This window comes from Paenibacillus vortex V453, from assembly GCF_000193415.1.
GTDB classification, from domain to species: Bacteria; Bacillota; Bacilli; order Paenibacillales; family Paenibacillaceae; genus Paenibacillus_AQ; species Paenibacillus_AQ glucanolyticus.
Map to the genome: position 1 here is coordinate 67,492 of NZ_ADHJ01000014.1, position 12,680 is coordinate 80,171.

Annotated in this window: 13 protein-coding genes and 1 pseudogene; 10 read left to right on the forward strand and 4 right to left on the reverse strand. The window is 51.2% G+C overall.

Annotated elements, in window-relative coordinates; all coding sequences use genetic code 11:
* Window positions 1-6 precede the first annotated feature (6 nt).
* Genes PVOR_RS07280 through PVOR_RS07310 form a run of 7 tightly spaced genes read left to right on the forward strand, consistent with a single transcriptional unit; the run spans window position 7 to window position 6,826 of the window.
* Window positions 7-972 (forward strand): carbohydrate ABC transporter permease, encoded by a 966-nt coding sequence (locus PVOR_RS07280; protein WP_006208493.1) that lies wholly within the window; start codon window positions 7-9, stop codon window positions 970-972.
* Window positions 973-1,029: 57 nt separating this feature from the next.
* Window positions 1,030-1,854, forward strand: coding sequence for a carbohydrate ABC transporter permease (locus tag PVOR_RS07285; protein WP_006208494.1), 825 nt, complete (start codon window positions 1,030-1,032; stop codon window positions 1,852-1,854).
* 57 nt (window positions 1,855-1,911) lie between these two features.
* Window positions 1,912-2,778, forward strand: a complete 867-nt coding sequence (locus PVOR_RS07290) for a sugar phosphate isomerase/epimerase family protein (RefSeq protein WP_040680324.1) — start codon at window positions 1,912-1,914, stop codon at window positions 2,776-2,778.
* On the forward strand, window positions 2,775-3,785 hold the full coding sequence (locus PVOR_RS07295) for a Gfo/Idh/MocA family protein (protein WP_006208496.1): 1,011 nt from the start codon (window positions 2,775-2,777) through the stop codon (window positions 3,783-3,785). The genes PVOR_RS07290 and PVOR_RS07295 overlap by 4 nt, the downstream gene beginning before the upstream one ends.
* Window positions 3,786-3,835: 50 nt before the next feature.
* Window positions 3,836-4,864 (forward strand): Gfo/Idh/MocA family protein, encoded by a 1,029-nt coding sequence (locus tag PVOR_RS07300; RefSeq protein WP_006208497.1) that lies wholly within the window; start codon window positions 3,836-3,838, stop codon window positions 4,862-4,864.
* Window positions 4,865-4,866: 2 nt separating this feature from the next.
* Window positions 4,867-5,670, forward strand: coding sequence for a glucosamine-6-phosphate deaminase (locus PVOR_RS07305; RefSeq protein ID WP_234972799.1), 804 nt, complete (start codon window positions 4,867-4,869; stop codon window positions 5,668-5,670).
* Window positions 5,663-6,826 carry an N-acetylglucosamine-6-phosphate deacetylase gene (locus tag PVOR_RS07310; protein WP_006208499.1) on the forward strand — a complete coding sequence of 388 codons (1,164 nt, stop codon included), beginning with the start codon at window positions 5,663-5,665 and terminating at the stop codon, window positions 6,824-6,826. Before PVOR_RS07305 ends, PVOR_RS07310 begins: the two co-directional genes overlap by 8 nt.
* Window positions 6,827-7,537: 711 nt before the next feature.
* Here the strand turns inward: PVOR_RS07310 and PVOR_RS07315 are convergent.
* A pseudogene (locus PVOR_RS07315) lies at window positions 7,538-8,486 on the reverse strand (helix-turn-helix transcriptional regulator).
* Between the two features lie 116 nt (window positions 8,487-8,602).
* Here PVOR_RS07315 and PVOR_RS07320 point away from each other — a divergent pair.
* The 3 genes from PVOR_RS07320 to PVOR_RS07325 all read left to right on the forward strand — a co-directional run bounded on the left by PVOR_RS07320 (window position 8,603) and on the right by PVOR_RS07325 (window position 9,923).
* Window positions 8,603-9,091 carry a DinB family protein gene (locus PVOR_RS07320; protein WP_006208500.1) on the forward strand — a complete coding sequence of 163 codons (489 nt, stop codon included), beginning with the start codon at window positions 8,603-8,605 and terminating at the stop codon, window positions 9,089-9,091.
* Between the two features lie 162 nt (window positions 9,092-9,253).
* The gene (locus tag PVOR_RS31480) at window positions 9,254-9,454 is read left to right on the forward strand and encodes a hypothetical protein (protein ID WP_006208501.1); all 201 of its coding nucleotides are present in this window, start codon (window positions 9,254-9,256) and stop codon (window positions 9,452-9,454) included.
* Window positions 9,384-9,923 (forward strand): DUF4097 family beta strand repeat-containing protein, encoded by a 540-nt coding sequence (locus tag PVOR_RS07325; RefSeq protein ID WP_234972800.1) that lies wholly within the window; start codon window positions 9,384-9,386, stop codon window positions 9,921-9,923. Before PVOR_RS31480 ends, PVOR_RS07325 begins: the two co-directional genes overlap by 71 nt.
* 142 nt (window positions 9,924-10,065) lie before the next feature.
* Here the strand turns inward: PVOR_RS07325 and PVOR_RS07330 are convergent, their stop codons facing one another.
* The 3 genes from PVOR_RS07330 to PVOR_RS07340 all read right to left on the reverse strand — a co-directional run bounded on the left by PVOR_RS07330 (window position 10,066) and on the right by PVOR_RS07340 (window position 12,434).
* Window positions 10,066-11,517 (reverse strand): erythromycin esterase family protein, encoded by a 1,452-nt coding sequence (locus PVOR_RS07330; RefSeq protein ID WP_006208503.1) that lies wholly within the window; start codon window positions 11,515-11,517, stop codon window positions 10,066-10,068.
* Between the two features lie 187 nt (window positions 11,518-11,704).
* Window positions 11,705-11,902, reverse strand: a complete 198-nt coding sequence (locus PVOR_RS07335) for a helix-turn-helix transcriptional regulator (protein WP_006208504.1) — start codon at window positions 11,900-11,902, stop codon at window positions 11,705-11,707.
* Between the two features lie 22 nt (window positions 11,903-11,924).
* Window positions 11,925-12,434, reverse strand: a complete 510-nt coding sequence (locus tag PVOR_RS07340) for a DUF6773 family protein (RefSeq protein WP_228030064.1) — start codon at window positions 12,432-12,434, stop codon at window positions 11,925-11,927.
* Window positions 12,435-12,680: the final 246 nt, after the last annotated feature.

Below are 12,680 nucleotides of genomic sequence, written 5' to 3' on the forward strand. Positions count from 1 at the left end.
AGTGAAATGGGCAATATGCTAAACGACAATGCAGCACTCAAAGCCGATCCGATGCCGAAAGGAAAGCCCGCCCGAAAACGGAAATGGGATCATGAGGGGAGATGGGGGCTGCTTATGGCTTCCCCCTATCTCCTCCACTTTATTATTTTTGTGGCGGGTCCTCTCGCTGCATCCCTGTACTTCAGCTTTTCCGATTACGATATGCTGAATCCGCCCGAGTGGAGCGGACTGGACAATTTCCGGCGCATGGCCGGCGACTCGATGTTCTGGCGTTCGTTATGGAACACACTGTATTTTGCGGTCCTGTTCGTGCCGCTTCAGACCTTCCTGGCGCTTGTGCTGGCCGTAGCGCTGAACCAGCGCTTGAAAGGGCTTAAATGGTTTCGAATGGCCCACTTTATTCCGGTCATATCCTCATGGACCGTCATCCTGTACGTTGCTGATGCCGTATTTAATCCTCGCTTCGGTCTGGCGAACACACTGCTTGCCAAGCTGGGGCTGGCGGGGCAAGGCTGGCTGCAGGACCCGAAACTCGCCATTCCGCTGCTCGTTTTCATCGCGGTCTGGAAAGGGATCGGTTATATCATGGTCATTTATCTGGCAGGTCTGCAGAGCGTTCCCGGGGATTTGTACGAAGCCGCAGAGATAGATGGTGCAGGGGCTTTGCGCAAATTCCGCTATATTACGGTGCCGTTGATCTCGCCAACGACCTTCCTGGTTGTCATCATGAGTACGATCTCCACGTTCCAAGCGTTTGAGCAGATTTACGTGTTGACTGGCAGAGGGGACATCAGCTCGGCGGGAGGTCCGAACAACTCCAGTCTGGTGATGATGCTGTATTTATACCGGGAAGGCTTCACATTTATGCGTATGGGTTATGCTTCCGCCATCGCCTGGGTGCTGTTCATGATTCTGTTCCTGTTGACGCTGGTACAGCTTAGAGCCCAGAAGAAGTGGGTGCATTATGATTGATCGAGTTGACAAGAGAACGCATCAGGGGAACAGCGCCAGAGCGAAGGAGGGACATGAATGAGAAAAAAGCTGCTGGGAAAGAGTTTCGGATATGTACTGATCGGGATCAGCTCCCTGATCATGATCGTGCCGTTTCTGTCGGCGCTCATGAATTCACTTAAAACCTATAAGGAATATACAACGGTTCCGCCTCGCTGGATCCCCGAGGTGTTCCAGTGGTCCAATTACGCGGACGTGTTCAAGCTGGGGAACATTGGCGGATATACGCTAAACAGCATCTTTGTCGCGTTATTGTCTGTTATCGGCGCCCTGATCTCCTGCTCTATGGTCGGTTTTGCATTTGCGAGACTGCGCTTTCCACTGAAAAGCGCGCTGTTCGTGCTGGTGCTCGGCACGATGATGATTCCGGCGGTCGTAATCATCATCCCGCACTTTATTATTTTTAATAAGCTGAACATGCTGGATACCCTCACGCCGCTGTGGATCATCGAATGGCTGGCTCAGCCGTTTGGTATTTTCCTCATGAGGCAGGCTTTCATGAATATACCTAAAGAGTATGAGGAAGCGGCCAAGATGGAGGGCTGCAATCCGTTCCAGATTTATATGCGGATTTTTATTCCGATGGCCAGGCCCACGCTTGCGACGCTAGCGATCTTTACGTTCATGGGCAAGTGGAACGAGATTCTGACACCTGTCATTTATTTGACCTCTAATGAGAAGTATACGCTTCCCATCGGGATTCTCTCCTTATCCGGACAGTGGACCGGGAATGAGCAGCTTATGATTGCGGCAGCACTGGTCAGCCTGGTTCCGATCCTGCTGGTCTTCCTGTTTGCCGAGAAATATTTTGTACAGAACCACAACATGGCCGGGATTAAATAATAGTGTTCGTTCAACGATTCGAGAAGGTCTGGCACAGAGGAAAGGGTGAAAGAGAAGATGAAAATAGCGGCATTCAGCGGATCACTCATTGATTACAGCATTCATGAAGCGATGAAGGTTGCGGCTGGGCTTGGTTTTGACGGTATCGAAATCGCGAGCCGCGAGCCGCATCTAAGCCCGGAGAGCTCCCTTCCGCGAGTCCGCGAGATGAGAAGCATTGCCGAGGGACACGGTCTGGAGATTCCGGCATTGGCAGGTTATATGGGGCATTTTTCGACAAGCGGAGATGCGGAATGTGCCGTGGCCTATGATCAGTTTCTGGGATTGCTTGAACGCGCGGTGGAACTGGAAGCGGACATGATCCGCATCTTTCAGGGAGGGCCGAATGCATTCCTGGCGGAGGACTATCATTATGCCAAGGCTGCTTACTGGATTCGGCGATGTGCAGCGGAAGCCCGTGCGGCAGGAAAGCGCATCGTATTGGAGATTCACAATCAGAGCCTGGTGGAAACCGCGGATAGCGGCCTGCGATTATTGGATATGATCGGCGAGGAGCATGTCGGCCTCATTCATGACGCGGGGAATATGTACATCACAGACACGGAATTTGGGGAAGAGTCGATTCGGCAGCTTGGAAGCCGCCTGTTCCATGTGCATATCAAGGATGAGAAGCGGATCGGGCAAGGAGGGGCCCCGGGGACATTCAAGAATGTAACCCGTCACGGGGAAGAATTCTTCCTGCAGTGCCGGCTGGGTGAAGGAGAAGTGGACCACAGCGGGGTGCTCCGAGGGCTTCGGGAACAGGGCTACAAGGGCTGGCTGACGCTGGAATGCGCAGCGCCTTATCCGCCGAAGGAACGGCTCGCTTATGATCTGAGGATCATCAGGGAGTGGCTGCAAGCTGTGGAGGTGTCGGCGGGATGATGGGGAACGGACGGAAATTTGGTATTATCGGCTGCCAGCATGCCCATATCGGCATATTTATTGAGGAGATGCAGGCGCTTGGATGGGAATGCGCTGGGTTATATGAACCGGACCATACGGTATTAGCCTCTTCACTTGCCGAGCGGTATGGTTTGGAGCTGATCGGGGATCGGGAGTCGCTGCTCGCCGATGATCAAGTGATGGTCATCGGCTGCGCGGCGATCAACCGTGAGAAGATTGACGTCATCGAGCTGTGCGAGCAGCGCGGTAAACATATTATGATCGACAAGCCTGCAGTGACGGATCGGGCAGGGCTGAGCCGGCTGCACGGCGTCCTGGAACGCGGCAGGATCGAGGTGGGCATGATGCTGACCGAGCGCTTTCGTTCCTCCATGCATACTGTCCATCGGCTGATCCAGTCAGGCGAATTGGGGGATATCGTTCATATTTCGATGCGCAAGCCGCATCGGCTGAATCCGGTTACCCGCCCGGCATGGCATTTTGACAGAACGCAATCCGGCGGCATTCTGAATGATCTCCTCGTTCATGATTTTGATCTGCTGCGATGGCTGACAGGCCGGGAAGTGAAGACGGTATCCGGTTATCTGGCGAAGCATATCCTGCCGGAATACCCGACCTTCTATGATGCGGCAGGCGTTCAGGTGTTTATGGATGGCGGCATAACGGCACAGCTCTACGCAGACTGGCACACGCCGGCAGGCAGCTGGACCTGGGGAGATGGCCGAATATTCATTACGGGTACGTCAGGCATCGCGGAAATTCGGCTTGAAGGAGATCCGTTATTGTCGCGAGACGAGGTTGTGCTGGTTATCACCAATCAGGAGCTGCGTTCTGTGCCGCTGGAGGCGCCGCCGTTCTCGCTTGCGCAGGATTTCCTGAATCGGGTGGAGGGAGAACGCGGCTTGATCTCTCATCATGATATTTACACTGCTTCGGAGGCTACTGTAGCGGCAGACGAGGGAGCGCAGATCATCTGCCGGGAATAGGGAAGGCGCAGTCTTGCAGACCAGAACGTAATGGAGGAGGAACGGACAACATGACAGAGAAAAAGTCACCGGTAGGATTCGGTTTGATTGGCTGCGGCATTATTGCGGATATTCATGCCCAGGGCATCCTAAATACGGAGGAAGCGGTGCTTGCCGCCGTATATGATACGAAACGGGAGTCAGCCGTCAAGCTGACTGAGAAGTATGGTGGAGATATATGCGGCAGTATGGAAGAGCTGCTTGCGCGCGGTGATGTGGAGGTGGTCTGCATCTGCACGCCAAGCGGCATGCATGCAGAGCAGACAGCGATGGCTGCGCAGGCGGGCAAACATGTGCTGGTGGAGAAGCCGATGGCGATCCGGCTAGACGATGTGGAGCGCATGATTGAGGTATGCGCAGCGAACGACGTGCTGCTCGCCACCGTCTTTCCACGCCGGATGTCTCCGCAGGCAGCATATGCCCGGCAGGTCATCTCGGAAGGACGGCTGGGAAAGCTCAGTTTATGCTCGGCGTATGTCATGCTTTACCGTGATCAGGCCTATTATGACAGTGCAGGCTGGAGAGGGACCTGGGCGATGGACGGCGGGGGAGCGATGATGAATCAGGGGATTCACACCGTGGATATGCTGCAATGGCTCGTTGGACCGGTTGCCTCCTTATCGGCAAAGGCGAAGGCGGTCCTGCGCCATATCGAAGTCGAGGATACGGTCATCGCGACACTTGAATTTGCGAATGGCGCGCTCGGCGTTCTGGAGATAACAACAACGGCCCGCGACGGTAAAGGGCAGCGGCTAGTAATCCATGGGGATAAGGGAGTGCTCGTCATTGAAGAAGATACGATTGTGTCCCTGGAGATCGAAGGGGAGCCGGTACAGCTGCCCGAATTCGAGCCGTTCAAAGTAATACCTGACGGTCACCGTCTGCAAATTCAGGATATGGCATATGCCGTACGCGAAGGCCGCGAGCCTGTAGTTACCGGGGAGGAAGGCAGACATTCACTGGAGATTATTCTGGGCACCTATGAAGCGTCCCGGCAGCGCAAGGAAATCGAACTGCAGACCGGAACGCCGGCATTGTAAGAATGGAGGTAATCTACATGTCCCAGCACGGCATGAAGCCTGTTCAGGAAGAGATTAGAGATCGGCTGAGGGTCTGTGTTCATGATCACCGCGAAGCGATGGGCAAGGCGGCAGCCGCGGATATCCATGCGGCTATGAAGCGCCTTCTGGCTGAGAAGGAGCGTATCCGAATCGTATTTGCGGCTGCCCCCTCCCAGAATGAATGCCTGGCAGCGCTGGTTCAATCGCAGGGATTGGACTGGAGCCGGGTAACGGCTTTTCATATGGATGAATACATCGGTCTGCCCCGGTCTGCGCCTCAGCGATTCGGAAGCTTCCTCTCCCGGAGCTTGTTTGATCGGGTATCTCCAGGGGAAGTGCATCTACTAGACGGCATGAATGATCCTGAAGCAGAATGCGAGAGATATGGCCGGTTGATTCGCGAGTCACCGATCGATATGGTGGTTCTGGGTATTGGCGAGAATGGGCATATCGCCTTCAACGACCCGCCGGTGGCTGATTTTGCCGATCCGTTATGGGTGAAGCAGGTCAAGCTGGATCTGGATTGCCGACAGCAGCAGGTGAACGATGGCTGCTTTGCCAATCTGGAGGAGGTCCCGAAATATGCACTGACACTTACCATCCCGGCTTTAATGTCGGGTGCCCAGTTGTTCTGCGTTGTTCCCGGTGCGAGCAAGCGAGCGGCGGTACAACGGGCGCTGTACGGCGAAATAAGCGAAGCCTGCCCGGCGAGTATACTTCGGCAGCATCCGGATTGCACGCTGTACGTGGATCGGGATTCGTACGGGGATATCCGGAATGGATAGCCAGCGTTGTGTTCGCACAGGCCTTCATTATGCATCGGAAGAGCGGATTCAGGTAACATGGAGCCCTGATGGCCGAATAGACAGCCTGCTGCCTGGGGAAGGCGAAGAGAAGATATGGATCGCGCCCGGATTAATCGATCTTCAGATTAACGGCGGTTATGGATATGATTTGAATTCGCTGCCGCTCACAACGGATACGGTCATTCAGGTAACCCGGCGTTTATGGGAGAAGGGCGTAACGCTGTATTACCCAACCGTCATTACCAACGGCGATGATGAAATCGAACAAATCCTTCGTGTTATCGACGCGGCTTGCCTGGAGGATGAAAGGGTCGGTTCAACCATTGGCGGGGTTCATGTGGAAGGACCGTTCATTTCATCGGAGGAAGGGCCCCGGGGAGCGCATGATTCCCGGTTTATCAAGGCTCCCGATTGGGGACTGTTTACAAGATGGCAGGCAGCTTCGGGGAACCGGATTCGTATCCTCACGTTATCGCCGGAGTGGCCGAATGCTGCGGATTTTATCCGAAAGTGCGTTGCATCGGGAATCGTTGTATCCATCGGTCATACCGCCGCTACGCCTGCGCAAATCCGGGAAGCGGTGGCTGCGGGAGCAACCATGTCTACACATCTCGGCAATGGTGCGCATCTGACGCTGCCGCGCCATCCGAATTACATATGGGAGCAGCTTGCGCAAGATCAGTTATGGGCAGGTATGATCGCGGACGGTTATCATCTGCCGGATTCGGTCATCAAGGTGATTCTCCGCGCCAAGTTGACCAAAACTCTGCTCGTAAGTGATGCTGTCTATTTAAGCGGGATGCCGCCAGGAGAATACGAGACCCATATCGGTGGCGACGTCATCTTAACACCGGAAGGCCGATTGCATCTTGCCCGCAAGCCTGAACTGCTGGCCGGTTCAGCCATGATGCTTCTCGAAGCGGTGCAGAGGCTGGCGGAGTCGGGACTGTGTTCATTCCCCGAAGCTTGGGATATGGCTTCAATGCTGCCGGCGCAGGCGATGGGGCTGGCGGATTATGATGGGTTGAAGAGAGGAGCAAGGGCCGATTTCGTGCTGCTCGAGAAGCGCGAGGGGAGCCTTCGCGTACTGGAGACCGTCAAAGGCGGTCATTCGGTATATCGTGCGGAGGGCTGACGGATTTAATTAAGTAGAGACAAAGAACTGAACCATTCCCTGCCAAGCAGACATGAACACTTGGGTGTTTGCTTTGGCGGGGATTGTTGTTGTTCTGCACGAATATACGCTTGAAAGTTTATGCATGACCTCCGTGCGGGGATAGTTTAGAATAGGGAATAACATAGGAGTTATATGATGTTCTCATGGTTCGATCCTTATCACAGCGAAGCAAAAGGAGGTTATCACACTGAATCGGAAAGTTTCCGCTGCACGTAAAGTTTCCACCTGTACATTCATTTTGCCTGTTATCTTATTCATCATAGAGGTTCTGTTTGTCCATGACGGGCACTGGTTTCACTATTACGGCCTTGTTTCTACTGTCGTTATCCCGCCATTCGGTATCGTATTATCCATACGTTCCTACGGGAGAACCGATTCGAACAGGGACCTCCTATTAATCGCTTGCAACGTGCTTGCGCTATTATCTTATTTTATCTATACCTTCTTAGGATATCTAATGATGGGCCCGTAAGAAATGAACACTTTTCTCAAGGACCGTGAGTCCGCGCTTGCTGCGCTTCACGGTGTTGAATAGACGAACAGTCAACAGTCTAAGCATAGGCAGACTCTGCCGGTAGCGGCTTCTGCAGAACCTTGGGATGGATGGTGAACAAGCTGCTGCCGTTTTTTTTATTTATGAGGCTGGTTTATCAACATTCATCCATTCCTCTAGTCATACTTCGCTATAATCTCGTTCAATATCCCCTTCATGCACTCCACCAGTTCACTCGGCTCCTTCACGGTAGCTTCATTCCCTAAGCCGATAAAAAATTTGGCAAAATACATAATCTCGCTGCAGGGGACGTTCTGGTTAAGCTGTCCGCTTCCATCCGGCATTATATCCATATGAGGAACATGCCATAATTCGGACTCGCAGCGCCGAACGCCTTCCCTGCTCAGATCGACAATCATCCGGATATACACAGGCTTCTCTGACCCATGTTCCTCCCAGTTTCCAAGGTGGATATGACGGTGGTCGAGCGGCTCGATTCCGGTTGAATCATTAGCGACGGATTGCATTCGGTCACAACGGAACAGACGAAAGTCCCTGCGTAGAAAACAATATGCGGGGCAATACCAGAAGCCGTTGCTGGCATAGATGCCTACGGGCTGGATGGTTCGCTCCGAATAGCCGTTTTTCGTTTCTATATTGCATCGTAACCACCCGCTGATCCACGGATGCTTCCAGCAGAACTCCAAGATATTCGGCTTTCTGCTGTCTTGTGTGCGTTAGAAAATCCACCCGGTTCTTCATCTGGTCAATGCGGTCCCGGACGTCACCCGGCATATAATAATAAAATTTCTGAAGTGCGGTAGAAGACTCGGCCTCGAAGGGAAGAAATAGATAGTGGCGCAAGGCGTGACTGGCAAAAAACATCGCAACGGCTTCTTCCTCGCTGAAGGCAATCGGAGGAAGGATCCGCTCCTTCAACACCTGGTACCCGCCGTGCGGACCTACCTCCGAATACAGCGGTACTCCAAGCTCGCTCAGTTCCTGAAGATCTCGCAGTATCGTACGGGGAGACACATCGAATTGATCAGCCAGCTGTCGCACGGTAAATTTCCGCATCCGGTTTACGGTCATCATCAGTTCCATGAGACGTTTGGATTTGGACATAATATCAGCTCCGTATTCTTTGATAACTATGACAATAGTTGTCACTATTATACTCTATACTCATGTTAGAACCTAGATGTTCCCCTAACCCCAAATAAGAAAGAGGAGTGAAGACAATGAGTGATTTAAAGGAAATGAAGCAGCTGCTGTTCGAGGAACTGGAGCACATCGTGAAGACAACCTCCAATCTGATTGCCAAAATTTCGGCAGAGGATTGGGATTACAAGCCGGCTCATAATATGAGGTCGCTTCAAGAACTGGTGCACCATCTCGTATCCGTGCCTGCTGCCGATTTATTGATTTTGCAGGAGAATAGTGAAGAGCAGATTCGAGAGCTTGAAGCGAGTATTGCTGCCGACGGCGGGGACAAGGACAAGCTTATGGCTTGGATGAACAGGGGACTTGCGGATGTAAAGTCGTATATGAGCGGGTTGACAGATGAAGAGTTTATGCAGAAAAAGACCAAGCCCTTCTACTTGGAGCATGGCTCCACGCAAGCCAAGTGGCTGATTGAAATCGTTACGCATGCCCAGCACCACCGGGCTCAGATGTTCAATTATCTCAAGGCCCAGGGTTATGAAGTGAATATGTTCGATTTATATTAGACAAGCCGCTGACCCGAATAAGCTCCATTCTTGCACAGGAGGAGACACCGCTATGAGGCGGTGTTTTTTTTGTGTTTTTTCAAGGGAAGAAAAAAATGCTTGAAGATGACGTAACGTCACCTAATATAATGGCATCAACGTTGATAAGGGGTGGAGATAGAGATGAAACGATATACAGTTGCGATATTAGGGGTCCTGAGTTTGTTTCTGCTCAGTGCATGCAGTTCAAACGGTGCAAGTGAAGATACCCAGATTGTATCTCTACAGCAAATTGAAGTAGTAGAGATTGAGCATGGCAGCACAAGCTTGCATGTGGAGACAGCGGACGTGGAAGCATTGGAAGTTTTGCTGCGTCAGCCATAACAAACCCGCGAAGGCCGTTGTGGATCAGGCCGACAACCAAGTAAAGATCCATTTAGACAATGACATCACCCGCATGTTGAATATCGGCAGGATGCCGCAGCTAAAGGTTCGAATTCCGCAGGATTATGCAGGTAAAGTTCAGATAGAGGGCTCTTCCGGCAATGTAACAGGTACCGGATTGCAAAGCCAGAGCCTGCAATTAAAAGGAAGGAGTGGTAACATCTCGCTGGCCTTTACGAGTATCGATCATGATGTGGATGTGACGGTCAAAAGCGGAAACGTCAACCTGAAGCTGGGAGAAGAAACCCCGAATGCCGAATGGCTCTTGCAATCGGGGAGCGGACGCCGGTCTGTCTCTCTCCCTTTGGAGGACAGAAGTGAAAGCAATCGCAAGACCGAGGGCCGATCAGGAGATGGCACCTATAAAGTGAAGATCAAAACCGGCTCGGGAAACATTACGATACAATAAAATAACGCAAAAACATCCCCTTGTCTGTCCTGTTTCCAGAGTCATGGATCTCTTTGAACCCTGTGGAAAAAGGACAGTTGGGGGATATTGCACGCAATGGTTTAACACCAGAGATAACTAGAATAATAAGGGTGATTGCATATTAATCCTCAGCAGGTGCGGAAGACTTCGACGAAGCGGATGATCTTATATACTCCGGCGGCTTCACGTTATCAATAAGCAGAATGCCGTCGTATTGATCACGGGGCACGAAGCTCTCTGGAATCATGCCCCAGCTGTAGGCAAACCGCGGTTCGAACATCCATGAGTTTCCGGCCTCATGGTTTCTGTAACGCAGATCTATGAAGGTATATGGTGCGCCTGCAGCTGACAGAATGGATTCCATGGAACCAGGCTCTGCCGGCAGAACGTCATGCACATTGCCCATGTTATCCGCGGTTTGCCCGCTGGCCGGGTACAGTCCAAGGACATAACTGTATTTTTTCATCTCATCCGATAGTTGTTCTCCCATTAATGCAACCGGATACGGAGAGCCCATCACTTCGGTCTGAGCCTTACGGATGTGATCGTTATGTCCCCAGACGATGAATTTCTCGGTAGGGTACACTTCGGTAGCCAGCCACATGAGGTTATCCAACATCGCTTGATCTCGCCATTCCATCGATTTAAGGAACGGGGTATAGTCGCCGCTTTCCATGCCAAGCGTAGACTCGATGGAGATTTCCACATACTCCTCAGCAACCCGAATCCGGTCGTTCAAGCTTCTCTCCAGCAGCGTGGTCAGCTTAGGGTTATCCGGATAAAGCAGCTTCAGATGAGCCTCGTTAGCCTCTGTTTTCAAAGATTTCAGAGCGTCCTTATAAACTTGAATGAGCTGCTTCTTCTCTTGGCGGTAAGCTGCAAGATCTGTACCAGCGGAGTAGCCGGAGAGTTTCTGCTCCGCTTCCGCAAGACGCCCAGCCATAACCTTATCCTTCAGCCACGCTCCGTCAAACAAAGGATTTTGCAACTGTATATCAAAACCTGTCAATACGAGCGGCTGCTCGCTCTTTCGGGAGGTTTTGATATATTCGAACAATGGCATGATTTCCTTGGACCACCAGACGCCGAAGATGGAATCTTTCATGGTTTGCTCTGCGCTCTGTTGTCCAGCTTTGCCGTATGCGAGAGAGGTATTTCCGAGACCGCTCTCAAAAGCCAGCACATGGTATCCCATCTCTTGATGAAGGAACTGAATCAATCGGGTTTTTGCAAGATTGAACTCGGCAACGCCGTGGGAACTCTCCCCCAGGAATACAAAGCGTTTGTCGTGCAGCAAAGGCTTCAGCATGGCCAGATCCTTGAACGGAGTGGTTCCGTTGTTCGTACCCGCGGGCTGTATCGTATCCAAGCGGTATGCGTGGTCCTTGGCCCAGTTCCCCCACTCGGCTATTTTTTCATCCGATGTTCGGGCAGTCTTAACTTCTGTAACCTGTCCTTGGATGGCATCCGGGGGAGAAGCGTACGCTTTTCCGTCAGGGATCAGGGATGTGCCCAGGATGGAGGCGGTGAGCAGGCACAAGGTGAATGCTTTGCTTGTTTTATGTAATGGCATGATAGATGAAGTCACTCCTTATAGGATGATCTGGATTAAATGAACGGTACTTAATTGTTGAACATACATAGTAAAAAAAACTCGTCAGGATGTTTCTGTGCCCTGGGTATGGTAATTGATCTTGGCATCCCCTCCTTAACATGGTCACGAATACGGTCTGTTGGTCCCAAATAAACGCCTTGCCAGTCTAGTCTTCATCCCAGAACAGATCATTGAGAGTACGCGAGAGAGCCTTGCAAATGGCCACGCACAAGCTGAGGGAAGGATTATATTTGCCAAGCTCGATCAATCCGATGGTCTGTCTCGAGACGCCGACAATCTGGGCTAATTCTTCCTGTGAAAGATCCTTTTCGACCCTTGCCATTTTCAGTTTGATATTTTTCATGCCAATTCACCTTGATACCTTTCTACGAATCAAACTCATCGTTCTGTGACATTCTTCGGCTGACCTTGTTGGCACCGTAGTGGATCGCAGAATTCATGACAACAAAGAGCGGGAGATAGATGATCAGCGAAACAAGGAAAACGATGAAGAAATACTTCCATTCGGTTAAACTGTTGCCATTCCCGTACAAGACCGCACTTCGGATACCGAAAAAAAGAGCGAGTACGACACCGATAACAAGACCCGAGATCGCAGTACGCTTACTGAACGAAACCTTGCTCTTCTGGTCGTGAATCTCTACCTCATCGGAGTAGATTCCCAGCGTCACGCTTCGGATGCCGAAATATAAGCTTCCTCCAATAATGATCAACATTTCCAGCAGAACGGATTCCGTTGTGGTCAGCATAAAAGACTTGATAATGACAGAAATACTGCAGATGACCATGATCAAGGTGTATACCTCTTTGTATAATTTGTTCTTCATATTGACGATGCGCTCATCCTCAACAGCGTTTCTCTTAAACCATTTCATATCCATCAATCCCTTCCGTCTCTCTAAAGAGTAAGCACCTGAAATTTCCTGAATACCTGAATTGTAATGGTATTTACGTCATTTTGCAATATATATATGTCATTATGATTAAAATAATTAACATGAACAAAAAAACGAAGTATATCTTATCCATGCATGTTACCGTAGCGGCTGGCCTTTTTCTTGATATATTTTGCTATGTAGAGTAACAGTGAGCAGCGGGTTTACATCCTTTGTCCTCATGTT

What these genes read in the sequence shown, in the direction of transcription:
- PVOR_RS07280 (WP_006208493.1), top strand. Translation starts at nt 7, where the DNA reads ATGGGCAATATGCTAAACGACAATGCAGCACTCAAAGCCGATCCGATG.
- PVOR_RS07285 (WP_006208494.1), top strand. Translation starts at nt 1,030, where the DNA reads ATGAGAAAAAAGCTGCTGGGAAAGAGTTTCGGATATGTACTGATCGGG.
- PVOR_RS07290 (WP_040680324.1), top strand. Translation starts at nt 1,912, where the DNA reads ATGAAAATAGCGGCATTCAGCGGATCACTCATTGATTACAGCATTCAT.
- PVOR_RS07295 (WP_006208496.1), top strand. Translation starts at nt 2,775, where the DNA reads ATGATGGGGAACGGACGGAAATTTGGTATTATCGGCTGCCAGCATGCC.
- PVOR_RS07300 (WP_006208497.1), top strand. Translation starts at nt 3,836, where the DNA reads ATGACAGAGAAAAAGTCACCGGTAGGATTCGGTTTGATTGGCTGCGGC.
- PVOR_RS07305 (WP_234972799.1), top strand. Translation starts at nt 4,867, where the DNA reads ATGGAGGTAATCTACATGTCCCAGCACGGCATGAAGCCTGTTCAGGAA.
- PVOR_RS07310 (WP_006208499.1), top strand. Translation starts at nt 5,663, where the DNA reads ATGGATAGCCAGCGTTGTGTTCGCACAGGCCTTCATTATGCATCGGAA.
- PVOR_RS07320 (WP_006208500.1), top strand. Translation starts at nt 8,603, where the DNA reads ATGAGTGATTTAAAGGAAATGAAGCAGCTGCTGTTCGAGGAACTGGAG.
- PVOR_RS31480 (WP_006208501.1), top strand. Translation starts at nt 9,254, where the DNA reads ATGAAACGATATACAGTTGCGATATTAGGGGTCCTGAGTTTGTTTCTG.
- PVOR_RS07325 (WP_234972800.1), top strand. Translation starts at nt 9,384, where the DNA reads ATGGCAGCACAAGCTTGCATGTGGAGACAGCGGACGTGGAAGCATTGG.
- PVOR_RS07330 (WP_006208503.1), bottom strand. Translation starts at nt 11,517, where the DNA reads ATGCCATTACATAAAACAAGCAAAGCATTCACCTTGTGCCTGCTCACC.
- PVOR_RS07335 (WP_006208504.1), bottom strand. Translation starts at nt 11,902, where the DNA reads ATGAAAAATATCAAACTGAAAATGGCAAGGGTCGAAAAGGATCTTTCA.
- PVOR_RS07340 (WP_228030064.1), bottom strand. Translation starts at nt 12,434, where the DNA reads ATGAAATGGTTTAAGAGAAACGCTGTTGAGGATGAGCGCATCGTCAAT.